General features: G+C 52.3%; 22 protein-coding genes. 5 read left to right on the top strand and 17 right to left on the bottom strand.

Annotated features, from left to right (window positions below; all coding sequences use genetic code 11):
• Window positions 1-8: 8 nt before the first annotated feature.
• From QME66_06490 to QME66_06480, 3 genes are read left to right on the top strand one after another with little or no spacing between them, the layout of a single operon-like run.
• Window positions 9-1,598, top strand: a complete 1,590-nt coding sequence (locus QME66_06490; GenBank protein MDI6808611.1) for an NTP transferase domain-containing protein — start codon at window positions 9-11, stop codon at window positions 1,596-1,598.
• A gap of 3 nt (window positions 1,599-1,601) precedes the next feature.
• Complete coding sequence (locus QME66_06485; GenBank protein MDI6808610.1) at window positions 1,602-2,036, top strand: GtrA family protein; 435 nt, start codon at window positions 1,602-1,604, stop codon at window positions 2,034-2,036.
• Complete coding sequence (locus QME66_06480; GenBank protein MDI6808609.1) at window positions 2,033-2,767, top strand: glycosyltransferase family 2 protein; 735 nt, start codon at window positions 2,033-2,035, stop codon at window positions 2,765-2,767. The genes QME66_06485 and QME66_06480 overlap by 4 nt, the downstream gene beginning before the upstream one ends.
• A gap of 59 nt (window positions 2,768-2,826) precedes the next feature.
• Here the strand turns inward: QME66_06480 and QME66_06475 are convergent, their stop codons facing one another.
• From QME66_06475 to QME66_06415, 13 genes are all read right to left on the bottom strand, one after another.
• Complete coding sequence (locus tag QME66_06475) at window positions 2,827-4,044, bottom strand: glycosyltransferase family 4 protein (protein ID MDI6808608.1); 1,218 nt, start codon at window positions 4,042-4,044, stop codon at window positions 2,827-2,829.
• Complete coding sequence (locus QME66_06470; protein MDI6808607.1) at window positions 4,034-5,128, bottom strand: DegT/DnrJ/EryC1/StrS family aminotransferase; 1,095 nt, start codon at window positions 5,126-5,128, stop codon at window positions 4,034-4,036. The genes QME66_06475 and QME66_06470 overlap by 11 nt, the downstream gene beginning before the upstream one ends.
• A gap of 4 nt (window positions 5,129-5,132) precedes the next feature.
• The gene (locus QME66_06465) at window positions 5,133-6,119 is read right to left on the bottom strand and encodes a GDP-mannose 4,6-dehydratase (protein MDI6808606.1); all 987 of its coding nucleotides are present in this window, start codon (window positions 6,117-6,119) and stop codon (window positions 5,133-5,135) included.
• A 7-nt stretch (window positions 6,120-6,126) separates the two neighbouring features.
• Window positions 6,127-7,329 (bottom strand): glycosyltransferase, encoded by a 1,203-nt coding sequence (locus tag QME66_06460; protein ID MDI6808605.1) that lies wholly within the window; start codon window positions 7,327-7,329, stop codon window positions 6,127-6,129.
• Window positions 7,330-7,362: 33 nt separating this feature from the next.
• Window positions 7,363-7,965 carry a class I SAM-dependent methyltransferase gene (locus QME66_06455; protein ID MDI6808604.1) on the bottom strand — a complete coding sequence of 201 codons (603 nt, stop codon included), beginning with the start codon at window positions 7,963-7,965 and terminating at the stop codon, window positions 7,363-7,365.
• Window positions 7,966-8,052: 87 nt separating this feature from the next.
• Window positions 8,053-8,325 carry a hypothetical protein gene (locus tag QME66_06450; protein ID MDI6808603.1) on the bottom strand — a complete coding sequence of 91 codons (273 nt, stop codon included), beginning with the start codon at window positions 8,323-8,325 and terminating at the stop codon, window positions 8,053-8,055.
• A gap of 130 nt (window positions 8,326-8,455) precedes the next feature.
• Entirely contained in the window at window positions 8,456-9,211 is a 756-nt protein-coding gene (locus QME66_06445) for a class I SAM-dependent methyltransferase (protein ID MDI6808602.1), read from the bottom strand.
• The gene (locus QME66_06440; protein ID MDI6808601.1) at window positions 9,195-10,130 is read right to left on the bottom strand and encodes a glycosyltransferase family 2 protein; all 936 of its coding nucleotides are present in this window, start codon (window positions 10,128-10,130) and stop codon (window positions 9,195-9,197) included. The genes QME66_06445 and QME66_06440 overlap by 17 nt, the downstream gene beginning before the upstream one ends.
• Before the next feature lie 11 nt (window positions 10,131-10,141).
• On the bottom strand, window positions 10,142-11,281 hold the full coding sequence (locus tag QME66_06435; GenBank protein MDI6808600.1) for a glycosyltransferase family 4 protein: 1,140 nt from the start codon (window positions 11,279-11,281) through the stop codon (window positions 10,142-10,144).
• Window positions 11,278-11,484 (bottom strand): hypothetical protein, encoded by a 207-nt coding sequence (locus QME66_06430; protein MDI6808599.1) that lies wholly within the window; start codon window positions 11,482-11,484, stop codon window positions 11,278-11,280. The genes QME66_06435 and QME66_06430 overlap by 4 nt, the downstream gene beginning before the upstream one ends.
• Window positions 11,485-11,565: 81 nt before the next feature.
• A complete protein-coding gene (locus tag QME66_06425; GenBank protein ID MDI6808598.1) occupies window positions 11,566-12,243 on the bottom strand; it encodes an FkbM family methyltransferase in 678 nt (225 codons plus the stop codon).
• A gap of 381 nt (window positions 12,244-12,624) precedes the next feature.
• Complete coding sequence (locus QME66_06420) at window positions 12,625-14,184, bottom strand: polysaccharide biosynthesis C-terminal domain-containing protein (GenBank protein ID MDI6808597.1); 1,560 nt, start codon at window positions 14,182-14,184, stop codon at window positions 12,625-12,627.
• Window positions 14,185-14,242: 58 nt separating this feature from the next.
• The gene (locus QME66_06415) at window positions 14,243-15,193 is read right to left on the bottom strand and encodes an SDR family oxidoreductase (GenBank protein MDI6808596.1); all 951 of its coding nucleotides are present in this window, start codon (window positions 15,191-15,193) and stop codon (window positions 14,243-14,245) included.
• A 438-nt stretch (window positions 15,194-15,631) separates the two neighbouring features.
• Between QME66_06415 and QME66_06410 the strand changes: the two genes are divergently transcribed.
• Together QME66_06410 and QME66_06405 are read left to right on the top strand one after the other, a co-directional pair.
• Window positions 15,632-16,096, top strand: a complete 465-nt coding sequence (locus tag QME66_06410; GenBank protein ID MDI6808595.1) for a hypothetical protein — start codon at window positions 15,632-15,634, stop codon at window positions 16,094-16,096.
• A gap of 24 nt (window positions 16,097-16,120) precedes the next feature.
• Complete coding sequence (locus tag QME66_06405; protein ID MDI6808594.1) at window positions 16,121-16,648, top strand: hypothetical protein; 528 nt, start codon at window positions 16,121-16,123, stop codon at window positions 16,646-16,648.
• On the opposite strand, the gene uvrA is transcribed toward QME66_06405, so the two are convergent.
• From uvrA to QME66_06385, 4 genes are all read right to left on the bottom strand, one after another.
• Window positions 16,626-19,382 carry an excinuclease ABC subunit UvrA gene (gene uvrA, locus QME66_06400; GenBank protein ID MDI6808593.1) on the bottom strand — a complete coding sequence of 919 codons (2,757 nt, stop codon included), beginning with the start codon at window positions 19,380-19,382 and terminating at the stop codon, window positions 16,626-16,628. The two genes, QME66_06405 and uvrA, sit on opposite strands and share 23 nt — an antisense overlap.
• 374 nt (window positions 19,383-19,756) lie before the next feature.
• The gene (locus QME66_06395; protein ID MDI6808592.1) at window positions 19,757-22,219 is read right to left on the bottom strand and encodes a sigma 54-interacting transcriptional regulator; all 2,463 of its coding nucleotides are present in this window, start codon (window positions 22,217-22,219) and stop codon (window positions 19,757-19,759) included.
• A gap of 61 nt (window positions 22,220-22,280) precedes the next feature.
• A complete protein-coding gene (locus QME66_06390; protein MDI6808591.1) occupies window positions 22,281-22,649 on the bottom strand; it encodes a hypothetical protein in 369 nt (122 codons plus the stop codon).
• Between the two features lie 218 nt (window positions 22,650-22,867).
• Complete coding sequence (locus tag QME66_06385; protein MDI6808590.1) at window positions 22,868-23,674, bottom strand: hypothetical protein; 807 nt, start codon at window positions 23,672-23,674, stop codon at window positions 22,868-22,870.
• Between the last annotated feature and the right edge of the window lie 799 nt (window positions 23,675-24,473).

The following is a 24,473-nucleotide window of genomic DNA, read 5'->3' as shown; positions in this document are numbered from 1 at the left end:
CAGGATCAATGCTGATCTTTATTCCCATGGCAGGATTTGGCGACCGCTACCTGCGGGCGGGCTATACACAACCCAAGCCGCTCATACCAGTGGATGGCGTCCCGATGATCGAAAGAGTCCTCTCCTGCTTCCCTCAGGAGTCCAAATTTCTTTTCGCAATAAACCGGCGCCATGCGGATGAAACTGAGTTGCCTGAGGTCCTCCGTAAATTGCGGCCAGGGGCAGCCACTGTCCTCGTTGAGCCCCACAAGGATGGTCCGGTCAGGACAGTGCTATCTTGTGCAAGGCATTTGCCGGACGATGAGGACATTCTCCTGAATTACTGCGACTTTGGAGTTGACTGGTCGTTTGAGAATTTCGTGAGCTGGTTGAGGCAAGGCAGGTTCGATGGCGCGATGACGGCGTACAAAGGTTTTCACCCTCACTCTTTGGGCCCTACCCTTTATGCATACATGCGGAACGACGGGGAACGAGTCCTTGAGATCAGGGAGAAGCACCACTTTACTCCAAACCGGTTCGAAGAGTTTGCTTCCAGCGGGTTATACTATTTCAGGCGTGGGTGCGACCTCAAGCGTCTGAGTTATGAGCTCATCGAAAGCGGGAAGCGGGTGCAGAATGAATTCTACGTGAGCACGGTGATGGAACATCTCATTGAGAAGGGCGCCAAGGTCGGGGTTTATCCTCTGTCGCATTTCTATCAATGGGGCACTCCCGAGGACCTTCGCGACTACGAATCGTGGGCGTTGGCTATGCGCGCTCTGGATCCATTCTTGGAAAGGGTGGCCGGGGCGCGTTCTCTGGCGAGTCAAGTGATTCCAATGGGGGGGCGCGGAACGCGGTTCACTGAGCAAGGTTACCATGACCCGAAACCTCTCATAGATGTGGCAGGGAGTCCGATGATTGCTCAAGCTATCGCCTGCCTGCCAATACCTCTGAGCAGGGTGCTGGTCGCTTTGGAGGAGCACGCACTGGATGACCGGTTTCGGCATGTCATTTCCATGCTGCGGCCCGCGGCACGAATCGAGCCGCTCAGGCACGTGACCGAGGGCCAGGCGTGTACGGCAAGGATCGGTGTGCTCGGTACGGACGGAAGTTCCCCAATCATAGATCTCGATGCTCCTGTGCTGTTCGCCCCCTGCGACACCGGGTATCTTTACAATGTTGACGAGTGGCTCCACATGGAGAGCACCCAGGATTGGGACCTCGTCGTTGTGAGCGCTCACGGTCATCTTCCGGCGATCTGGCGTCCGCAAATGTACGGTTGGTTTGCGGCGGAGCAAGGCAGAATAAAGACTGTATCCGTCAAGAAACTCGTTCCGGGAGTGCCCGCCGGGGAACAACAAGTTATCACAGGCACATTCCTTTTCAGGGACGGGCACACGTTTCTCCGGGAAGTGGACGCAATGATCGCCGAGAACGACCGGATCAACGGCGAATTCTACATAGACACGATAGCGCGCCGAATGGTAGAACGCGGTATGAGAGTGAAGTCTTTCCCCGTCGAGAAATATATCCCGTGGGGTACGCCCGAGGAGTTGCTGACGTTTCAGTACTGGAATGAGGTTTTTCGTGGCGGACGACCTCTTGCGGCCAGGTAGGGTATGAACCAGAACGGTGAAAAACGGGTCAACGCGCAGGTAGGCGAGATGGTTCGCTTCGTCATCGTCGGATGTATGGCAGTGGCGACGGATTTCCTGGTCTACTTTGCTCTGGTCTATCTGGTTCCGGTAATCCCAATCCCGGTCTCCAAGGCCACGAGCTTTGCGGCCGGTGCTTCGCTGGCTTTCGTGCTTAATCGCAAGGTGGTTTTCCGTGCGGGAGAAAGAAAGGCTTCCTCCCAAGTGATACCATTCGCCGTGCTTTACTTGCTCACCCTGGGCCTGAACACTCTAACGAATTCCGTGCTGCTTGCGCTGGGAGCCACGAAGCCATTGGCGTGGCTGTTCGCCACCGGCGCATCCACAATCTCGAACTATCTGGGCATGAAGTTTGTTGTATTCCGTAAGGTCAGGCCGCGGGAGAGTCTCTCTCTATGACCGTCCGCAAGTCCATCGTCGTTCCTTGTTACAATGAGGCTTTGAACCTGCCTTCGCTCATTTCGCGGTTTGCTGAGCTGTACCGGCCGGGTGACAATTGGGAGCTTGTGCTCGTGAATAACGGCAGCACGGATGACAGCGCCTCTGCACTCGACCGTGAGATAAAGGGAAAGCCGTACATCGTTGTCGCAACAGTCCCGGCCCCCAACGTCGGTTACGGTCACGGCATCCTGACCGGCCTCCGCGCGGCGCGCGGAGAGTACCTGGCCTGGACTCACGCGGACGGGCAGACGCCGCCGAAAGATGTGTTGACAGCTTTCGATATCCTGGAGTCGGCAAAGAATCCCCGCCGTACGTTTGTGAAAGGCCGGCGTCGTGGAAGGCCTGCCGGAGACAGGCTTTTCACTTTCGGGATGGAGACCGCGGCCGCGATTATTCTCGGAAAACGTCTTCCTGACATAAATGCCCAACCCAAGGCGTTCCACCGCGACCTGCTTGGTCTTGCCGTGTTCCCGCCAACAGACCTTTCCCTCGACCTCTACTTCTTCTGGCTGGCCAAGTCCAACGGCTTCAAGGTCCAGACTTTCGATGTCAGTTTCGGGAAGCGCGAGCACGGCACCTCCAAGTGGGCCTTCAGTCTGCGTTCCAGGAAACGGCACATCACGCGAACTCTCAAGTTCATGGTTGCGCTGCGCTCAAGAACCGGGCCCAGGTCTTCACTCTGCGCTTAACAAGAATGTGTGCAGTGCGAATGCGGCTGTGGAATAGATAGCGGTCTGATTGGGTGCGGCTACGGGCCCGCCGATGACATGCTGCTCTTGCTCCGGTTAACGAATTCAAAAGCATCCTGGAAACCGCGGACTACGTTCTTGTATGTAAACCCGCTTATGATCCTGAGCGATTCCCGTCCCATCCGTTCTCTGAGCGGCCGGTCGGAAACCAGCGTCTTCATCCCTAAGTAAAGCGCTTCCTCATCTCCGGCACAGACGACAAACCCGTTCACGCCTTCCTCGACCAGGTCTCTTGAGGCTCCTACCGTGTTCGTGGTTATGATCGGAAGCCCGCAGGCCATCGCCTCGTTCAAGACCAGACCCCAGACCTCAATCTTGGACGGAAGAACGAAGACTGCGGAGACTGCATAGATTTCAGGCAAATCCGGCAGGTCAATGAAACTCTTGAAGTGAACATCCGGTATGTTGTCCCTGATGCACATTTCCTTCAGCGCCCTCTCCTCCGGGCCGTAGCCGACTATGAACAGACTGGCGCTCGTATCTTCACGTCTAAGTCTTCCATAGGCCTTCAACAGATGGTCTATACCCTTGCGTTGTATCAGCTGGCCGACATACAGGATTATGCTGCTGTCTCCGCTTACGCCGAGTTTGTCGAGAATCTTCCGTCTTTCATTCCGGGCGGAATTCGCCCTGTCCCGGAAATATTCCACATCAACGGTGTTATAAGAGATGAATGTTTTTCTTTTCTCGGCGCCGAGAGACACCAGGAATTCCCTCGACAGCGTTCCGTAGCTGATGCACGCGTCGGATTTCGCGGCCAGCAGCTTCTTAAACGGGGTCGTAAATTTCCACCGAGAGCTCTTTTCATTCACCGTTGTCCCGGACCAGAGCACAAACCGCTTCTTTCTCAGCTTGCACACAAGTAACGCCATGTACGCAGAAGGAGATTCCCATCCCGAGCAAACCAGGACATCGTATCTTTCTTTGAAAAGCTTCAGCCCTATTGATGGGTTTATGACAAAAGGAAACAAGCCTCTTTCCCTGTCGTGCAGGTTCAGAACCGTGTTTGACAGAATCTCGTATTGAAACGGCAGTTTCGTTTCAACCGACCATTTTCTATCCTTTGCTGACTCGCTCAGGAAATATACTTTCAAGCTTATGTCCGGAAGGTTTGATATGGCTTCGAAAAGCGGATTTACATGAGGATTTATTATGTTGTGCAGAATGATGACTTTAAGTTTCTTGTCCGAGTCCTGGAAACCGCTGCTAGAAATCATTGACACGCTTGACGACTTCCTCAACTTCCGAATCAAGAATCTCAGGGAATATCGGGAGAGAAACTATTCTTTTCGCTGCAGCTTCTGTTACCGGAAGGTCCCCTTCTCTCAGGCCGAGGTCTCTATACGCTTCCTGTAAGTGAACGGGAACAGGATAGTGCACCAGAGTCGCAACTCCGTTCTTCTTGAGCCACTCCTGGAGCCGGTCTCTTTCCGGATGCCTTATCACGTAAAGGTGATGGTTTCCCCTTGTCTCCGGCTGTTCTACTGGCAAGACACAATCTGTGTTCTCCGAGAGCCCCTCGTGATAAGTTTTCGCGACCACACGCCTTCTCTCGTTCCACCCATCCAGTTTTCTCAATTTAACTCTCAGGATTGCGGCCTGGAGCTCATCAAGACGACTGTTGAACCCCTTGATCTCGTGAAAATATCTTGTCTTCTGGCCGTAGTTGCGGAGAAGTTTCAGCCGCTCGCAGTATTCCTCGCTATCCGTAACGACCATTCCGCCGTCGCCATAGCATCCAAGATTCTTGCTGGGATAGAAACTGAAACAGCCCAGGTTTCCCATCGTCCCTGCTTTCCTGTCACGATACAAACTTCCATGCGCCTGGCATGCATCCTCAATCACCTTGAGACCGTGCTTGCCTGCAATTCTCAATATCGCATCCATGTCCGCTGACTGCCCGTAGAGATGAACGGGCAGAATTACTTTCGTCCTGTCGGTAATCTTTTCTTCAATCAAGGAGGCATCCATGAGGAGCGTATCCGCTCTCACGTCCACAAGAACCGGGGCCGCGTTCGCAAACGATATGGCGCTGATCGTCGGAACAGCCGTATTAGCGACTGTGATCACCTCATCGTCAAACTCCACTCCGCAGGCAAGCAGCGCCAGATGCAGGGCTTCTGTTCCGGACCCGACTCCAACTGCATACTTCGCCCCGCAGTATTCTGCAAACTCGCGTTCGAGGCCCAGGACCTCTTCGCCCAGAACAAACCAGCCGCTGTCGAGCACTCGCTTTATGGATTGGTCTATTTCTTCTTTGATAGCGTCGTATTGTCTCGCAAGGTCAAGAAAGGGCACCATCATTTCACCAGTAGTATTTCTTGTGCTGCTTGTAGTACTCAATCGTCCTCCTGAGTCCCTCTTTCAGCCCGGTTTTTGGCTGCCAGCCCAGAATGTTCCGTGCCTTTGAGATGTCCGGATAAAAATCGCCGGGTTCCTGTTTCAGCCTGTCCTCGGGAAAAGCCGCGAACTCGATCGACCCGCTCCCGGAGCCTTCCACTATCTCGGCCGCCAGCTCCTTGAAGCTGTGCGGCGTGCCGCTGCCCACATTGAACACGTTTCCAAAACTACGTTCATCAGCTCCTGCCAGCAGAATCGCTTCAACACAATCTTCCACGTACAGAAAATCCCTCAGTATCTCGCCGTCTCCATAAAGGGTAATCTTGTCGCTGTCCAGCGCCTTTCTGACAAACCAGTTCACCACGCCAAACTTGCTGTGTTTCATCTGAGACCGCTCGCCGTAGATGTTTGACAGTCTCAGGTTGACGACATGCATCCCGCACGTGTTGGCATAGAAGAGATTGATGTGTTCGGCTGCGAGGTTAGATATTTCGTACAGACCCTTTGGGTTCGGCCGCGTTTCTTCATTGACAGGGAGGGTTTTGCAGCTTCCGTAAACACCGCGAGTGCTCGTGTACACGATCTGTGCATCCCTCTTGAACGACTTGCAGGCTTCCATGAGACTCGTTGTTCCTTTGATGTTTATTTCGATGTCGGGATACGGGTCGGACTGTCCCAGGACATGACTGCACTGGCCGGCGAGATGAAAGATGTGGTCCTTGCCCTTTACCAGGAGCTCCATCCCTTGCCGGTCGCGCACATCGCTTACATTTACCTGAAGGTCGTTCTTGACCGGCTCGATGTTGAAAAAATTTCCGCCGTGCTCAGGCCACAGAACATCAACCACCGTGACTCTTGCTCCAAGCTTAACGAGCTCTATTGCCAGATTGCTTCCTATGAACCCGAGGCCCCCGGTGATCAGGACATTCTTCCTATTGTAGGCGTTTTTCATGTCCATATCATTTCACTCTGTTCTCACCCAACACTTCCAGATAGATTTCCTCCAAACGGGCAGCGATTCTTGTCCAATCAAATTTTTGCTCAATCATTCTCCTGGCGTTCGAACCCATCCGGTTCCTCAGTTCCTGGTCACTCAAGACCTTGGTCAGACAATCCGCAAGTTCCTGAACATCGTAGTTGATAACATACCCGCCTTCGTATTCTTTCAGCCAAGGGAAAGAGCATTGATCCGTGACAACCACCGGCGTTCCGCACGCACACGCTTCCAACGCGGCCAAAGATGTCTCTTCGTAGTGGTAGGGTGTAATTGCAAAAACATCGGCATCGACGTACGCGGCTATTCTCTCGTCGCCATAGAGCGCCCCGGTAACAACGGTTTTGCTCGCAAGCCCGAGGTCTCTCACCAGATCTTCAATAGCGGTCAGGTAGCCGTCATCTCTTCCTGCAATTACCAATCTTGCGTTTTTTACTGAGCGTGAAACTGTTGCGAAAGCTCTCACAAGAAGCTGCAGTCCCTTGTACTCGTGGATTCTGCCCAAGAAAAGAACAATCTTCTCCTCGGGAGAAACTCCGAACCTTTCACGAAACTCGTTCCTCCTGGACTCAATGTCTGCGAATTCGTCCAAATCAATCCCAAGGGGAAGCTGCTCTACCTTCTCTCTTTTGATTCCGAATTCCACAGCCACTGACTCCTCGTGTTGAGTTTGTGCGAGGACCTTATCAGCTCCAAGAAACAACGGTCGGGTGAAGTACTCATCAACTTTTTTCTTGGCAAACATCTTCAGCTTCGTTCCGTAGCCCCCAAGCAAACCTCCAAAGGGAGAGATTACGTATGGAACGGCCGTCTTCCGGGCGAAATATCCAGCCACGAAATTCGGGATCGTCCTGGTATCGGCAATATGGACCAAGTCAAAGTTCTCAATATTCTTCATGAGCGATAATGGAAAGCCCATAGGAATGAACTTTTTCTTCTTCCATGCCAGACTGTTGCTGAGATTTCTGTGGTAGACCACTTTTATCGAATCCAGATTCCTCAATCTAGTCTCGACACGACGTGTCCCGTCATGTGCGTCGGTAGTATAGACCGTCACTTCATGTTCTCTTTTTGCCAGGGCTTTCGCCATCCCATACATAACTTTGGGCGGACCTCCGTATCCCCACGCTGGAACGTAATAAGCAACTACTTGCAGGATCTTAAGCATCTCCAAACAACCCTGTCATGATGATATGACCGTTCAATGTTTCCGTGCCTTCACCACCAGGTCTCCCGTGAGCAGCGACGGCCACCAGTTACGCCATCCGGCGAACAGGCCGCTGCCGGTAACTTTCAGAACTGTAAACCCGCAGTCCGCAAGCATGTTGCACATAGTACTTTTCGTGAAGTAGTGCAGGTTTCCACCATCCCACCCGGCTTCTTTCCACTCGACCTCAGGGAAGGGCGAAGTCACCGGCAACTTACCCATGGCGAGACGGATTCTATACTTTACATAAGCCGCATTTGGAACCTGAACAATGAATATCCCTCCGGGTTTCAATACTCTGTTGATCTCGCCCACAACAGAGTAAGGATTGTCAACATACTGGAGTACGGCAATGCAAACCACATTATCGAACATTCTTTCCGGAAAACTTGTTTTCTTATTCACGTCGTGCACGGAAAACTGCAGGCCGGCCACTCCTCCCGGGCGCGCATCAGCGCTTTTTCCGGCCTCGTCAATCCGGGATGAAGAAATATCTATCCCATACACCCTCTTGAACCTTTCGCCCGCCCTGAGCGCAAGTGATCCGCACCCACAGCCAACATCGAGCAGGCAATCACCACCGTCAAGCAGGCTCAACGCTAAATCTTCTCTATGAAGATAAGACTTCTTTCGGAGTCCTGCTGAGTGCCTTACAGAAGGACTCAGAGTTGACATCTTCCGCTCTCACTGCAGACCACGATATGCTCCTTCGGCAACATTTCTCTTGTCGTCCTCACGCAGGTTCATTGAGGTAAGAGCCAGACCCAGAAAAAACCAGAATGTTTCCGAGTTCAGGTCATACAAGAACTGCCCGATCAAAAGGCCCAGTAAGCCTGCCAGAAATGCAACATCGTATATCAGCCAGGATTTGTCCCATTGCCTCCACCGCAGTTTGATTCCTCTTCTGAGCACGCGAGCTATTTGAAAGAGGAATCCAACGAAGAGCAAGAGTCCCACAAGTCCTCTCTCAATCAGGAAGGTGAAATAGGTGGAATGAGTATGCGGTCCTCCCCCCTTGGCCCCTCTCTACACCATCCCAACTCTAATTACAACTGACCCAGTTTTAGGGGGGAAAGTCAGTTCCATCCTATCCACGCTTTTTCGGCCCATGGAGAGTGATCACCACCTGCCAAGCGCCGCGCCTGAACAATGGTACACGTTCAAACAACGTCTTATCAAGGTTGTCAAGAATTCTCAGAAACGAAGAGAACCAGGAAGCATTCCGAAATGGGACAGCTATCAATGAGAACAAGTGAAAGAAGTTGAAATCAGCTTCGTGAAAGAACTGCTCAATCGACCGCAGGTCCCTGCCCGTGAGAGGGTGTTCATTCTTCATCCTAAACTGAGGCGTCAACTTTCTGAAGAGGTTTATGACTGGATTGTGCCCCATGGGCTCTATGAACACAGCCTTGCCCTCCGGCTTCAACACCCTTACGATCTCATTCAGAGCTCGATCAACCCGGAGATGGTGCAGAATGGCCGTACCGCAGACCATGTCAAAACTGTTATCTTCAAACTGGGTTGCCTCTGCATCCATCACCGCAAAGACTACTTTGTCAAGTCCCTCCTCTTTGGCTCTGGAACTTGCAATTTCAATAGCTTCTTTTGATATGTCAATGCCCACTACCGAAGCACCACGGTTTGCCAGCGGAAACGCATATGAACCGGCGCCACAACCATACTCAAGTACGTTTTTGCCACTGCACTCAGAAAAAATGAGTTCCTCATAACACTCCCTGCTGCTCCCGGCAATAGCATAGAATTTTGACACTGCCTTTCTGGCACCGGCTTCAAAGGTCCAATCCAGACACTCTGTGCGATCTGCCCTATGTTTTTCTTCCACAAGTCCCCTCTTTTGCCAACACTGTCTTGAACTGAGACACTAAATCGAGCAGCAGCCGACGGCTGTAGAAATCGTTCCTCCCTCGCTTGAGGCTGCTGTAGACAACCTTTAGACTGTTGCTGGAAAGAAAAAGAACGGCCAGAAAAAATGCCTTCCTCAAACCAGAATGCTTGCGCAAGAAAAGGACGAGATTTCTCCTGGCATAGACATATTGTCTATATCCTCTCTCTTTGTTCTTATCATCAGCTTCTTTGTAGTGAACCACGCTTTCGACAGGATAATACATGATTTTCCAACCCGCCTTCTGTGCGCGATAGCAGTAATCCTGCTCCTCAACGTATGAAAGGTAGTCCTCATCGAGCAGGCCGACTTTCTCGAAAACTTCCCTCCTAATCATCCAACAGACCCCGGATACGGCGTTCACAGCCTGAGCCCTGTCATAGTCCTCGGGCTCTTTTCTCCCGGTTTTGTAGAGAACAGACTCCCTTATAGAGTTGGACAAAGTCGGAGCAAGAAGTATCGTGTGCTGTACGACATTTCCTGGATTCAATACTTTCGGACCGATTACTCCCAGGCCCGGTTGCGACTCCATTTCACGGACGAGTTCTCCAACAAAATCAGGATTTATTGACTCGGTGTCGTTATTCACTATGAGCACATAACCCGACCCGTCTGCCAGAGCCCGCTTGATTCCGACGTTATTCCCCCCTGTATAGCCCAGATTCCTGCCGGTTTCAACAAGAGTCAGCCCGGGAAATTCTTGCCTGAGGGCTTCGCAGGAACCGTCGGTTGAGCCGTTGTCCGCGATTACCAGTTCATGATTGGGATAGCGCAGTCCGCGAAAGGATTCAACACACCGTCTCGAATCGTTGAACCCGTTCCAGTTCAGAATGACGATGCCCACTTTCGGTTTTTCCATGCCGGACGTCATCATATCCTCAACGCTTTTTGATATGCCGTGAGCGTGGATTGCGCCGCCTTCTCCCATGAGTATTTCGACCTTACGAGCTCTCTCAGCTCTTTCGATGGACGCCGCTCAAGCGCGCGCACAACCGCTTCCCGGATCGAGTTGACATCATACGGGTCGCAGTACTCGGCATGGTCTCCGAAATAGTCTCTTGTTGACCCTTTTGTTGAAACCACGATGCTGCGTCCCGCAAGCGCGGCCTCGAGATTCGACAAACCGGGAGTTTCGTACCAGCTTGCGGTTACGTGCGCCCTTGCAGCAGCATAGGCATCGGCAAGGTCAACCCCTTCCATGTGCCCCAGAAAATGAACGTTGCCTCCGGCTTCTCTGGCACACCGCGAAAAATAAGGCTCTCTCTTCGCTCCGATGAACACCAGCGGAATGCTCATGTCCCCGAGAGCCCTGATTATTGACAGCTGGTTCTTCCGCTCCTCAATCCTGGCAACACACAGTATAAAATCTCTCAGATGGTACTTGTTGCAGAAAGCGTCCGCATTTCCGTTCTCAAAACAGGGGTCGACCCCGTTCGGCACCACAATGTAGTCCTTCTCCACGCCGAAATACTCCCTGACCATGCTCATCTCGGACTCGGAGTTTGGGAGCAGGATGGCCGATCCGCAAAGAACCTCCAGCTGCATCCTCTTCTCACCGGGTTCCCTCCGCAGTCTGTAGAATTCCGCAGGCTGAAACCGTTTTGTCTTGAGCTTCCTTGTGTACCAGCTGAAAAGCGGCCAGAGTCCTTCAATTTTCTTGAGCCTCTCCTTTGCTCTCTGCAAATGGATAACCTTCAATCTCCCGTAAGCGAATAACTGCTGCTTGTGGAACTGTCCGCTCTCCTCCTCGGTCAGACGCCAATATATCGGCGAAAAACACACAGGTTTCTCTTGTCTTCTTGCATTCAGAAACTGAAGATAGGTGGATTCGACAAGCTTCAGGTTAAACAGATGAACAAGGTCATACTGTTTCAGGTCGGGCGCAAATTCTGTTGAGACGTCAACGGATACTCCAAGCTTCTCTAACTCTTCCTTTGTTTTCAGGACATGAACGGTGTCCCCGCCTTTGTCTGCAAGAAGATCGAAACGCGACTGCATCAATATCTTCATCCGGCTGTGCCCTCAAGAAGCCTCTTGCGCGAGCTGCAAAGCCTGCTGAAGTGAATTTCCAAGTTGTATCTTGTCTTTGCCGTGCGCCACGTGGTGCTTCTCATCTTCTCGTACCTTGAGTTGGCCGAAATCGCGTACGAGATTTCATCGGCAGTATCCTTGAGATAGGCAAATCGAGCAATCCTGTAAACGTGATATCGCAAGCGCGTTCATGCAAGCCGCCTCGGACATCATGAACGCGACTGTTCTCTTTCCGCCACAAATTGGGACAAGATGCGCGGTTCTCATTTTTTGAAAATGAAATTATCCGTTCTCAATCCTTCCGAAATGTCGTGTTCGGGGTCAATCTTGTGTCTAATTTCCAAGCACCCATCAAGGTCAATTGAATACGACTTGTATCCCAGCTCATACAGAATCTCCATAGCCTTCAGGTGCGAGGTGTTATTCAAGGGGCTACGCCACACTTCCATTGCAATAACCGGATTACATGTCCTGAGGGTTTCCAGCCCTCCCTCAATTACATGTTGCTCCGCTCCCTCGACGTCAATCTTAAGGAAAGTCGGCTTGCAGTGTGTCTGGCAATAGTTGTCCAAAGTACACGTACGAACCTTACTTTTCCTGAAAGAAGTTGGATTGGCCACCTTGCTCATGGTAGATATATCGAAGGTACTCCACCCACTCCATCTAAGTGCTTCGAAAAAATCAAGTTCTCCTTTCGAACTAAATAGAGCCAATTGGTTCAAAACGATACCTTTCGCAAGACAGTTTCTTTCTAACATCTCGAACACGGCTGGCGCCGGCTCGAAAGAATGCACTTCTCCATCAGTGATCAATTTTCTCACCAGCAGACTGTAGTACCCACAGTTTGCGCCTACGTCGAAAAATATCTCAGAGGCATCCGTATTATTGATCAAATATTTCGTAAGCCGAATTTCCTCCTCGGAACCCAATAAACCCAACAAATATGGTTCCACATTCTCTGGCAGAAAAACATCGAAACCGTCTCCCCAAAACGTTTTTCCGTGGACGGGCGTAGGAGTTGATCTCAATGTAGAAATGACGTATTGCAGGTATCTGAAATTGTACCGCACCAGCCTCCGACAGCGCCGCAGGAGCAGATGGCCGCCGTGGATTCGTTGAAACTCCTCCAGTAATCGTGCCTGTCGCTCCAAAAGACTCAATAATTCTTTTCTGGTGTTTTCTGTGTCCATATGATCCAACTGACGAGTCTCCATTTCATATCCGGTGCAACAGGAGAGGTTGATCCCCGGGCGGCAAAAACAGAAAGAATGATCATCACAGCGCCGGGTCTTCCGTTTGATTTTTCAGTTGTTCTGTTCGTATCACCTGTTTGTTTTCACGAGAAATCGCGCAAAGTAGATGTGCTTCGCAAGAAGTCCCCTGTCGTACTCGTCAAGAAAACCGGTTCTCAGAATAACAAAAACATAACAGATTGAGAATACCAGACTTTCGAACACAAACGCATACAGAGTCTTCCATCGGTCCCCAAGGAATAGATTGCCGGCGTAGTGATTGATTGCTCCCGTTGCCGCCGCCAGGACAAGGCAGGTGACAAGCGGCTTCGAGACGGTTTTTCGAAAAAACCCCAATATCGGGTAGCCGAGATGCCTGTGGAACATGTAAACGAACCAAGTTGAGCTCAATGAAAGGGACACGAGCGTTGCAACCAGGACTCCAATGAACCCGATCTTGATGACGAGAATGATACTGAGTGAGACGTTCAGAATCATCTCGAGTATTGCGGCCCTCATTTGGAGCTCCGGCCTACCTATGCCAAAAGCTATTGTAATTCCCATCCCAGTTAGATTGTTTATGAGGTAGCACGGCGTCAGCATCTGCATCACCAGAACCGATTGTCCGTATCCGCTTCCCATCCATGCAAACATCGTCATGGGAGCGGTTACGAACACAAGAGACATAAGAGGAATGCCGGCTAACGCGATGTACTTTGTTCCTCTCGAATATAAGTCATAAAGCCTTTTCTTGTCCTGTATCGCGTCCAGTTCCGAGGCTGCCGGCACTGTTGCCGAAACGAGTATAAAGGGCAGTTCCCTTGCCTTGCTCATTATCGTGCTTCCGAGTTGATAATATGTCACCGATGCGACGCCAAGAAAGCGTGACAGCAATAACTTTCCCACCTGGAACAAAAAGAGGCTTTCGAGTTTGCCGCACACCCACGCTTTGTACCCGAACTTGAACAAAGTCCCCAGCGTCTTCCTTTCAAGCAGGAGAGGGTTGAATCTCAGTTGCGGCAGTATCCTGAAGGCTATAATGGTGTTTGTGATGCCGCTCAAGACAAGCACTATGGCATTATTGATCATGAGACCCCGCAGGCCGTAGCCGCCTTCAAGAAACAGGATTGTGCCGATAACCATCGGGATGGAACATGCAATCGCCACTTTGTTTGTAATGTCCATCCGTTGGAGCGCGCTCTGGACCGCCTCAAACGCGCTCAAAGCGCTCGAGACACAGAAGACGCTAATCCCCAGAAGGAAAACAAAAACCGCCTCTGAATGGAGTTCGTGCGGAATTTTGAAAAGCCTGACCAGTGGATTGACGGTGAGGAATGCCACGCCAACTATGAGCAGGGCGAGCACCGAATAGAAAACGAACCCGGTGTTGACGACCTTGTTTATCTCTCCGTAGTCTTTCCTGGCATAGTGTTCGGCGATGTATTTTACGAAAGAACTGCCGATTCCCAGGTCAAGCAGGCCAAAATAGCCGGTGACCAGACCGATTAGAGCCCAGATTCCGTATCGTTCAACCCCGAGATGACCCACGACATACGGAGTCAACGCCAGCGCGATGCCAATCGACCAGAAGCGTCCCAACGCGTTGAACATCGTGTTCCGGATAATTTTCGCAGATAATTCTCGTTCCATGGAACAGTTATCGGGGCATTACTATCAGTAGTGGCAACTCGTCCGGCAGCAAGTTTTGTTATTTCCCCTGCTCTTCTGCCACTATTGCGGTGAAATAGTCCACTGTTTTCTTGAGGCCCGCATCCAGGGGAGTCGTGCATTCCCAATTCAGCATTTTCCTCGCAAGTGATACGTCGGGCTTCCGCTGCATCGGGTCGTCCTGAGGCAAGGGTTTTAGGATTATTTTTGATTTCGAACCAGTGAGTGTAATCACCTTCTTTGCAAGCTCCAGGATGCTGAACTCGGTAGGATCTCCCAGGTTCACCGGCCCGGTAAACTCATCCGGACTTTCCATAAGCTTCAGCAGCCCTTCGATCATGTCATCAACGTAGCAGAAGCTTCTGGTCTGGCTCCCGTTCCCATAAACCGTGATGTCCCGGCCCTCCAACGCCTGCATAATGAAGTTGCTTACCACCCTTCCATCGTTCGGGTGCATCCTGGGGCCATACGTATTGAAAATCCTCGCGACCTTTATTTTCAGTTTGTGCTGGCGGTGATAGTCAAAGAAAAGCGTCTCGGCGCAGCGCTTGCCCTCGTCATAACAAGACCGTAAACCAACCGGATTCACATTTCCCCAGTAGGACTCAGGCTGTGGATGCACCGTTGGGTTTCCATAGACCTCGCTCGTCGATGCCTGCAGTATCTTTATCTTCAACCTCTTGGCAAGTCCCAGCATGTTGATGGCCCCGTGCACGGCGGTCTTGACTGTTTGGACGGGGTCAAACTGGTAGTGAATCGGCGATGCAGGACAAGCCAGATTGTATATTTCATCCACCTCAACGTAGAGAGGAAAGCAGATATCATGTCTCAACACCTCAAAATCAGGATTCTGCAGAAGATGAGCGATATTGGCACGGCGCCCTGTATAGAAGTTGTCAACACACAGGACTTCGTGACCCTCGCAAAGAAGTCTCTCGCAGAGATGTGATCCAATAAAACCTGACCCGCCCGTAACAAGTATTCTCTTCATGCGGATATTCCCCCCTTGGCCCACAAGGGACTCCCGGAACACAGTGACCGCTGGAAACAGGAGGGCTCAAATCCCGCCCGGTCAGCGACCCTCAGGCAAAATGTAAACACTGACAGCTGTAACGTCAAGGAAGAACCATCATCTGATTAACGAGCTTTCTCGTGACGAGCAGCCAAGTTTCATGAATCGAGGCGCCCTGGGAAGGCAACTTGGGGCTTGACAGGGCCTCGGGGTGTGGACTATATTGTCTCTGGTTGGCCTTGTGGCAAGCGAAGCGAAGTTCCCTACGGTAATAGTGACATCTTTGGTAGAAACCTAGTCATTTGAGCGGGCTACCTTGACACAGGGGTTTCGGACTTTAGGTGCACGTTTCGGCGTGGGGAACTTCCTCAATGTCCCCCCTCCACAAGTGTTTTTGTACGCGTGAGCCCTCCCTCCATGAGAATCACCCTTAGCCCTTATATTTTCCTCACAGCGTTTCTTGGCTCTGTCTTCCTTCTTCAGGGGTGTGACAACAACCAGACCCTTCTGGATCCTTTTCCATTCTTCAGTGCCGGCGAATCCCGCTTCTGGGAAGACTGCACTCAGGGGGCGTCTCAAAGCGCCCAACATACGGCACCCCCGCAAACTTCAACGTCTGTCTGCGCGTACCCGAATCCCGTCACGAGCGGCCAGGTTTTCACAGTGAACTTCTACGTCCCGGCCAGCGTCAGGGTGAAGATAGCAATATTCAACGACAAAGGAAGAAGAATCAGGGAAATATTCAATGCAGTTGTGACCGGCAGTTCCTCTGCAACGTGGGACCTGACTGATTCGAAAAACGTGAAAGTCCCGCCTGGAAGCTACCGGGCTATCCTCATGGCCGGCGACTTTGAATCTCAAGGCGATATTCTAGTCAAGTAGAGGGCGCAAACGGGAACTCGAAAGATGCAGGGAAGAAGTGAAAAAGCGTTAGCCCTGGTAGTGTTACTTGTCTTAAGCCCGCACCGTTCATCAGCCGGTGAGGTTGATGCAGCGGTTCTTATGCAGCGCGGATATTTCAGGCAGGCAGTGAACGCAGGAACGGAACTAGGTCAGGTGAAAGTGAAGGGCCGGATGCCTCTCGTTTTTTCGCTGTCTGAAACGTTTGCGAACCGCAACAATGTCACCATGTCCGTCTCGTCAGTCTATGCTCTTTCTTCACTTGAGCCAAAGGGGAAGAAGATATTCTTTCTGACACCCTATCTCGATTTTGGCGTCGGCGGGCACATGCTGTTCGGATTTGCCGACCTGGGAGACTACAGCATGTTCACCAAATGGGGCGTGGCCATAAAGGTACATGGAATATGCGGCGCAGAATTCCTGAAGTACGGGAACAGCTCATTCTTCTGTGAAACCCGATACACTTATCCGAGCGCCATCGTGCTGGACTATTTCTCGATCGGAATAAGATTCAATACGAAACCCAGCTCCTGAGAGCTTTCCCCGTGTGCGACTCGGCTTTCGACATGATCTCTTCAGGAGTCCCCTGGGCCACAATCCTTCCGCCTTCCTCTCCCCCATCCGGGCCAAGATCTATCACGTAGTCGCTGGCCCAAATGACATCGATGTTGTGCTCAACAACCAGGACCGTGTTTCCCTTATCAACGAGATCGTTGAGCACTTTCAGCAGAACAGCGACGTCTGCCATGTGGAGCCCGACTGTCGGTTCGTCAAGTATGAACAGGCATTTGACGCCCTTCCCTTCACCCAGTTCCCTCGCAATCTTTACCCTTTGCGCCTCACCTCCGGAAAGAGTCGTCGCGGGTTGACCGAGCTTCAGGTAGCCAAGGCCTACGCGCTTCAGGAGCCAGAGCTTCTCCAGGATTGCGGGGACCGAGAAGAAGTTCAATGCCTCATCCACCGTCATGTTGAGCACCTGATTGATGTTTTTCCCTTTGTATGCGATTGCGAGAACCTCGGGCTTGTAGCGCGTGCTCCCGCATTCCTCGCATGGGAGGTAAATGTCCGCCATGAAGTACATTTCGACCTTCAGGAATCCTTCGCCCTTGCACTCCGGACATCTTCCTCCCTCAGTATTGAATGAGAACTTTCCCTCCGAGTATCCTCTCTTTCTTGCTTCGACGGTCTCGGAGAATAGCTTTCTTATGGGACTGAACCCCTTCACGTAGGAAACCGGGTTGGACCGCGGACTCCTTCCTATTGGAGACTGGTCAATGAGCAGAATCTTCTCCAGCGTCTCAAGCCCCCTGATCGCACTTGCGCCGATTATCTTCCCCGGAGGCACGGAAGGGAATTCTGAGACTGACCGGTAAAGGATATCCTCCACGAGAGTGCTCTTTCCCGAGCCGGACACACCCGTGACGGAGACAAGGGCGCCCAGCGGAATGTCGACGTCGATTCCCTTCATGTTGTGGAGAGTTGCCTCTTCGATAGTGATAAGGCCGGAGGGCTTCCGCCTTTTCACCTTCTTTGCAGGAAGGAACGTACTCCCTGCAAGGTACTGTCCCGTTAGAGAGCCCGGAGAGCTCATCAGCCCGTCCGGTCTCCCTTCGTAAATCAGATTTCCGCCGTCCTGCCCTGCCCCGGGACCAAGGTCTATAAGCCAGTCTGCGCTTGAAATCAGGTCCCTGTCGTGCTCGATAACAACAACCGGATTGCCAAGCTTCTTGAGGTTATCGAGCACATCGACGAGTTTCTTGCCGTCCCTGGGGTGCAAGCCGATCGTCGGCTCATCCAGCACATACAGGGTGTCGGTAAGAGACGAGCCAAGCGCATTTGCAAGAGCGATCCTCTGGGCTTCACCCCCCGAGAGAGTGCGCGCCGCTCTGGACAGAGCCAGGTAGCCGACACCCACATCTTTGAGAAACTTGAGCCGTGACTTGATCTCGTCCAAAACTCTCCGCGCCACCTCGCCTTCGTACGGCGAGAGCTTGAGGGATCCGAAAAAAGAGACAGAATCCTTGACCGGCATATCCGCGACTTGATCGATCGAGAAACCGCCCACCTTCACAAACAGCGCCTCTTTCCTCAATCTTGACCCGCCGCAGTCTCCGCACCTGACCGGTGTCAGGTACCTCTTTGCGTGGAATCTCGAGCTTGCCTTGTGCCTTTCCTTCCTGAGCTCCTCAAGGAAGGGAATCACGCCGTCGAATTTCCCGTCACCGTGGAGGATCAGCTCTTTTTCTTTTTCACTCAGATCCTTGAAAGGCACCTTCAGTCTGAGTTTCCCTTTCTCGGAAAGCTCCGAAAGCTTTCTGCCGTACCATGCCCACCATGTAGTGCGCCACGGCGCGATTGCTCCTGCCATTATCGACTTGGTCTTGTCCGGGATTATCAGGTCAATATCAAACTGCAGAATGTCCCCGAATCCCCTGCACGACGGGCAAGCCCCAAAAGGACTGTTGAAGGAGAAGAGAAGAGGCTCAGGTTCCTTAAGCTCGATTCCACATCTCTTGCAGATGAGTCGATTATGGAAGGTGAGGCTTTTTCCTGAGCCGGTCGCGATCACAACTTTTCCGCCTCCCTCCCTGAAGGCCGACTCAAGTGAATCAGTGATCCTCTTCAGTGAACCCTGCGAGACTGTGATCCTGTCCTGAACCACGAGCAACTCGCTTTCATCCTCGAAAGAACCCTGCGATGAATCGATATCCAGGACCTCTCCCTTTCCGAATGCTCTGGCGTAGCCCGAGGCAGCAAGCTCTTTGACCGTTTCGCTGAGATTTTCTTTTCGAGTGATTGCCCGCGCGAAGAGGATCAGGACTTTTTCGTGCTCAAAAGAGAGTATCTGCCGGGCAGTTGACTGGACGGTATTTTTCTCTACAGGATCTCCACACTGGTAGCAGTGAATCTTGCCTATTCTGGCGAACAAAAGCCTCATGAAATCATAGGTTTCGGTTGCCGTGCCCACGGTTGACCGCGCGCTTCGTGTCGAGTTCTTCTGCTCAACGGAAACGGCGGGGCGGATTCCCTCTACGGAAAGAACATTGGGTCTCGGCATTCTCTCAAGGAACTGTTTCGCATAAGGCGAGACACATTCCACATACCTTCTCTGTCCCTCCGCGTAGAGCGTATCCAGCGCGAGGGATGATTTCCCCGAGCCGCTTACCCCGGTGATGACGGTGAGCTGTCCCACGGGAACCCTCACTGTTATGCCTTTCAGGTTGTGTTCCCTTGCACCTGTGACAACTATGTATTTGTCTTCTTCCATGTCTGGTGGTTCCCGAATCATACGCCGGGAATTAGTGACAGTCACCTATTTCCAGGAAATAGGTGACTGTCACTAATTATTTCGGGGGAAAAATAAAACCAGGGCGTGCCTCATTTTCATCGGTCGCTACCGATGGGAACCCTCGTTCAAGTGAGGCTTACACCCTGGCATGAGCGGGCTATCTGGTCCCCCCATTTAGCTAGCTCTCGCCAGTATTATAGAGCATAGGCCGTGCCACTTATGAGACGGAATCTCCATCACAAAGCTAACATTTTGTCTTTCAATGAAATAGGGCAGCTTTCCTGAGCCGCCCTTCGATCGATTCTACCAGACTATCTCGCCGCCCTCCAGCAACTTAGTTGCCGGAGAAACAACTAATTCTCTCTCGTACTGTGCAGTCCGTACCTCGCCATCATCTTCCTCAATCCCCACGGACTCACGCCAAGGGCCTTTGCCGCCCTTGCTTTATTCCAACGATATCTCTTGAGAGTCGCCTCAACATAGGTCCGCTTCACCTTCTCAAGCCCGGCTTGGATCTGTCCCGGCTGAAACTCAGCCACCGGATTCCCTGCGACGATCCTGTGGGAAAAACTGTCGGGTCCGAGAACAGAGCTATCCTCGGCGGTGAGGTACGCGACTTCGAGCTCATTTCTGAGCTCCCTCACATTGCCGGGCCATGAGTAAGCGTCAAGCAGGCCTACCGCCTCATCCGAGATCCTGATCTTCTTTCCATAACGTTTTTCAAAACCGGCGAGAAAATGCTGAACAAGATATGGAACATCACCCTTTCGCTCTCTCAAAGGCGGGAGTTCCAGAGAGAGCTGGCTGAGTCTGTGATACAGGTCGCGCCTGAAGCGGCCCGATTCAACCTCGCCCAAAATATCTTTGTTCGTAGCCGAGATCACTCGCACGGAGACCTTCTTTAGCCCCGTTTCTCCAAGCCGTCTGTAGGTCCCGTCATCAAGAACCTGGAGGAGTTTTGCCTGCATCCTGTCGGAAAGCTCCGCCACTTCGTTAAAGAAAATCGTGCCCCCGTTCGCCTCCTCGATTATTCCCTTCTTCTCCGCGGAAGCCCCGCTAAATGCCCCCTTCGCATAGCCGAAAAGCTCGCTCTCCATGAGTTCAGCAGGAAGCGTTGCGCAATTGACTTCAACGAATGGCCTGCCCTTCACCTTCTCATGCTCTGCAAAGATGTAGGCAAAGAGATTCTTACCGGTGCCGGTCTCTCCCTGAATAAGGACGCCCAGAGAACTATCTCTTATGGCTTCGACGCAGCTCAGGGCGTCGAGAGTTCTCTTGTCCCTGGTAACAATCCCCCAGCCAGATGAGGGAGTCTTGGGAACGCTCCCGGCCCCGGCGCCCATTTTCCCCTTGTGGAGAACAGGGCCCGCAGACTCAATCTGTTCGATTTCTCTATTCGAAGTCCCTGCCTGGTGGCTCAGCCCCAGCTCATCAAAAAGAAGACTTGCCCTGAGGAAATATCCCTTCCTTTTTCTAGTCTCCTCTTCTGAAGAAGGACGGGGGCTCAATCTCGCAAGCAAGAAGTAAGTCTTCGCAAGTTCGAATTTCTCGCCAATCTCCTCCAAGGTCTTGATTGCAGCGAGAAGCTCTCTCGTGCTTTCAGCAGTCATCCCCTCATTCATGAGAAGCTCTGCCAGACCTCTTCTGGAGCATATTTCCTCAATCCGGTCTCCGCTTTCCGCCGCAAGTCTAAGTGCATTGCCAAAGGCGGTCCTCGAACCGGAGTAATCACCCATGGAGATCAGAGCTTCGCCTCTTCTTCTTTCAATCTCCGGCACCATGTCGCCTGAAGGTGCGATGGATTCCGCAATCTCAAGCGCTGCTGCGTAGTGATGCAAAGCGTCTTCGATTTCTCCGGTGTCGTACAGAAGCTCTCCCATGAATTCATCCGCAAGCGCAAGCTGCCTTCTCAACCCATATTTTTCCGCGACCTCATAGGCCTGCGTCAGGATTTCCCTTGACTCGTCCCACATTCTCCTTGCTCTGAGAAAATTCCCGAGAGCAAGTCTTGCATTCGTCTCGCCGACTCTGTCCCCAATCTTGATGAAAGAGTCAAGCGATACTCTTACGTGGGACTCCGCCTTGTCCCAGACACCCATCCGGAATTCGAGAAGACCGAGGTTCAGGTTTCTAACGGCTTCGTCGCCATAGCTGCCGAGCTTCCTGGCAATCTCAACGGCAAGCTCAAGGTGGCGTCTTGCTCCCGTCCAGTCACAGATGTTCTTCAGGATAAGACCGCAATTGTTGTGCGCCATCCCGACTCCCACCTCATCCCCGGCCAGCCTGTAGAAGGCAAGCGCGCTTTCGTAGTGTTCCCTTGCCTGGGAGTAGTCCCCAAGTCTGAATAGACTCCTGCCGAGGTTCATGTGGCATTGGGCCAGTTCAGGAAGGGTCCCGCCGTCTTTCAACAGAGAAAGCGCCTTCCCGGCTTCGCTGAATGCAGTCTCGTAGCTTCCCGACTCCCACTGTATTCTAGATGAGAGTAGAGCTGCCCTGCCTTTCATCGCATTGCAGTCATCCAGGGCCAGAAGAGAATGGACAAGTTGTTCCTCTGCACTCGCCTTGGCAAGCTCGCCCCTCCTCAAGTGGCACTCGGCCTTCTTGAGCCTCAATGCCAGGATGTCTTCTCTGGTTAGCGAGAGGGATGACTCCTTTGCCAGAATTGCCGTGAGGAGGTCCAGAGCGGGAAGGTAGGAATCCGTTGTGAGGTAAAGTGCGGCGAGAGATTCAAGTTTTTCGAGGAAATCCTTGTTCTTCCTCAGCCGCCTGATCTCTTTTTCGATCTTGGTTATCTGTTCTTGCTCTGAGTGTGCCATTTCGAAAACCCCAGAGTACAAAGAATGCTACTACGTTTCAGTGAAAGGACTGGAGATTCACTCAGCGCTGAACGAGATAAAGCACCCAGAACCTGGAGGCAAGCTTGATCTCGAGCCAAGGAGAACCCAACTGCTTCCTTGCACCCCCGTCACCTTTCTTAACGAAAGACGCGGTCCCTGAGCTGGATTTTGAGTCAGCAACAACCGGTGCACCAAACGGGTTTTCCGCACCAGGGCCTTTCCCTTGCGGCATGTCCGGATCGCCGTACCAAATGTCGCCCTGGCCGACCGTTTGGTCTCTGTCCCCGCGATAGTTGCCGTCAACCGGTCTCACCCACGGGAAAGCAGAGCTGCTCAGGAGAAGCAGGGAACCGAGCAGGATAGCAGTCATCACCCATCCAGTTCTTGCCAAATGCTGATGATTCTTCATCGTACCACCTTCCTCACCAAGCTATACATCCTCTCGAACGACCGACTCGACCAGGTCCCCAATCAAGTGCGACCAACATATACAATTTAGCACGGAATGTGATTCGGGTCAATACCAAACTCGGCAGGGGTAACGCATCATGTTTTGCGCCAGGAAAAGCCAAGAGGGGCCAGGTTCTGCCGGCCCCTCTTTGGATGTGCTGATTGCTTCTTTGTGGCTTACTTGTACATCGCCTTAATCTTGCCCCAGCTCTCATTCTGAGCTGCAGTCGGAGAAATATCCAACCAGACCAACCTCACAAACCACACATTGACTGCATCGTTCAGCGAGAAGTCGTAGTCCAGAATCCAGAGATCCAGCCACGAACACGGGAACTGAAAACGCCTTATATTATTCGGCGCCCAAATTCCGCCCCACTGGGCCGTCATGACCGCCCAAGGCATGATGTATCCGATGATGTCGCCGTTGTCAATGTAGCCGACGCCAATGTTACGAATGAATTGCCCGGACAACGGACCCCAGAACTCAGGGTCATTTGCGAAGAAGATGTCATCGGGACCGAAATCGCTCATCTGAGCCGCGCCGATCGCCTGGAAAAGCGTCGGACCAAAACCACTATAGTCGTGACTGCAATCACCATCAAATGTGTCGATACCTACGGTGGCACCACGCATCATCTGATAGTAGATGTCATCCCATGCATACGACAGCTCAAAATAGGTGCAATGACTGACAAGTATGATGTCCCAAGGCATCTGCTGAAGCGCAGCCTGAAAACCGAATGGATCGGCATGATACCAAGTATAGCCATATCCTATGGCGTTCAGAGCCTGAATGGCAGCAGGAGGCCAATACACCAAATCATCAGTGTAGATGATTATGTTTCCGGCAGCAGTCGCTTCACCAACGACGTGCTTCCCAGGACCCGGGCCCTGAGCCGGAATGTTCAACTTCGCATTCGTAGCTGCAAATGCTGGCAAGGCGAAAAGAAGCATGACGAATAGAACCGCACACAGTTTTCTCATTTTGCTTCCTCCTATGAAACGAACTAAACCTACTCTAGTGATGTAACTCTTGATCCGCAGAGCGAACCAAGGGGGATGGACCTCTAAACACCTATGAACCTGCAAATCACCCCCTCTCGAAAAAACCTCTCCGCCTAAAACCTTCCTAGCCTCAGATCCCACGGCCTAAACCAGCTATTCCAGCTAATCACACTGATAATAGTACCACTACCGGCCCGCTCTGTCAACCGGTTTTTTCCAGGCCAGCCGGGCACTCCGTTCAAGTCCTTCCCCCTCTGCCGGAAACCGCCCGAATCCAAAGAGAATTCTAGGGTTACGGCAGGTGGACCGGTAGAGTGCGGGCGCATCGTCTGCCAGGAATATGGCGAGAGAGAAGGAAGAGTATGGCGAAGAAGGGGCCGAATGGAGACAGGTCCCAGGTTCCGGTCATCCGGCCGGGGGAGGCGCCAGCTTTTCGCTTGACCCGCTTTTTTTGGGGGGGTGTTCCCTGGCGGCGGACTACCTGCTGGCGCCCGGACACTTAGAAGGCCTGCCGGTCGTGCCAACAATGGGGGCCCTGCGGCGATTGGCTCTTTCAGGGACTACGGGGAGGCTGGCGGAAAGCCGGCACCGGATGAGAGGCGTTCCACTCGGCTATCAGCATATGGGCGGCCTGGCAGCAGGTGAAGCCCTGCAGGAGGGTGCGAGAACACCTCTGCAGAAGGCGTTGGTCTCTTCCCTAGCCTGAATTATGCACAAGTTTGGTGAAAAAAGAGTGCCATCGTCCTCGGGAGTTGTGGTATTAAAGGGTTTGAGCACC

The sequence above is a fragment of the Candidatus Eisenbacteria bacterium genome, from assembly GCA_030017955.1.
Lineage (GTDB): Bacteria > Eisenbacteria > RBG-16-71-46 > JASEGR01 > JASEGR01 > JASEGR01.
Note: the sequence above shows the minus strand (reverse complement) of the source record. Positions and strands in the feature narration are given on the sequence as shown.

Bases quoted from the DNA above. Each gene is read 5' to 3' on its own strand.
- QME66_06490 (MDI6808611.1), top strand. From the start codon at position 9: ATGCTGATCTTTATTCCCATGGCAGGATTTGGCGACCGCTACCTGCGG.
- QME66_06485 (MDI6808610.1), top strand. From the start codon at position 1,602: ATGAACCAGAACGGTGAAAAACGGGTCAACGCGCAGGTAGGCGAGATG.
- QME66_06480 (MDI6808609.1), top strand. From the start codon at position 2,033: ATGACCGTCCGCAAGTCCATCGTCGTTCCTTGTTACAATGAGGCTTTG.
- QME66_06475 (MDI6808608.1), bottom strand. From the start codon at position 4,044: ATGATTTCTAGCAGCGGTTTCCAGGACTCGGACAAGAAACTTAAAGTC.
- QME66_06470 (MDI6808607.1), bottom strand. From the start codon at position 5,128: ATGGTGCCCTTTCTTGACCTTGCGAGACAATACGACGCTATCAAAGAA.
- QME66_06465 (MDI6808606.1), bottom strand. From the start codon at position 6,119: ATGAAAAACGCCTACAATAGGAAGAATGTCCTGATCACCGGGGGCCTC.
- QME66_06460 (MDI6808605.1), bottom strand. From the start codon at position 7,329: ATGCTTAAGATCCTGCAAGTAGTTGCTTATTACGTTCCAGCGTGGGGA.
- QME66_06440 (MDI6808601.1), bottom strand. From the start codon at position 10,130: ATGGAAAAACCGAAAGTGGGCATCGTCATTCTGAACTGGAACGGGTTC.
- QME66_06435 (MDI6808600.1), bottom strand. From the start codon at position 11,281: ATGAAGATATTGATGCAGTCGCGTTTCGATCTTCTTGCAGACAAAGGC.
- QME66_06420 (MDI6808597.1), bottom strand. From the start codon at position 14,184: ATGGAACGAGAATTATCTGCGAAAATTATCCGGAACACGATGTTCAAC.
- QME66_06415 (MDI6808596.1), bottom strand. From the start codon at position 15,193: ATGAAGAGAATACTTGTTACGGGCGGGTCAGGTTTTATTGGATCACAT.
- QME66_06410 (MDI6808595.1), top strand. From the start codon at position 15,632: ATGAGAATCACCCTTAGCCCTTATATTTTCCTCACAGCGTTTCTTGGC.
- QME66_06405 (MDI6808594.1), top strand. From the start codon at position 16,121: ATGCAGGGAAGAAGTGAAAAAGCGTTAGCCCTGGTAGTGTTACTTGTC.
- uvrA (MDI6808593.1), bottom strand. From the start codon at position 19,382: ATGGAAGAAGACAAATACATAGTTGTCACAGGTGCAAGGGAACACAAC.
- QME66_06395 (MDI6808592.1), bottom strand. From the start codon at position 22,219: ATGGCACACTCAGAGCAAGAACAGATAACCAAGATCGAAAAAGAGATC.
- QME66_06390 (MDI6808591.1), bottom strand. From the start codon at position 22,649: ATGAAGAATCATCAGCATTTGGCAAGAACTGGATGGGTGATGACTGCT.
- QME66_06385 (MDI6808590.1), bottom strand. From the start codon at position 23,674: ATGAGAAAACTGTGTGCGGTTCTATTCGTCATGCTTCTTTTCGCCTTG.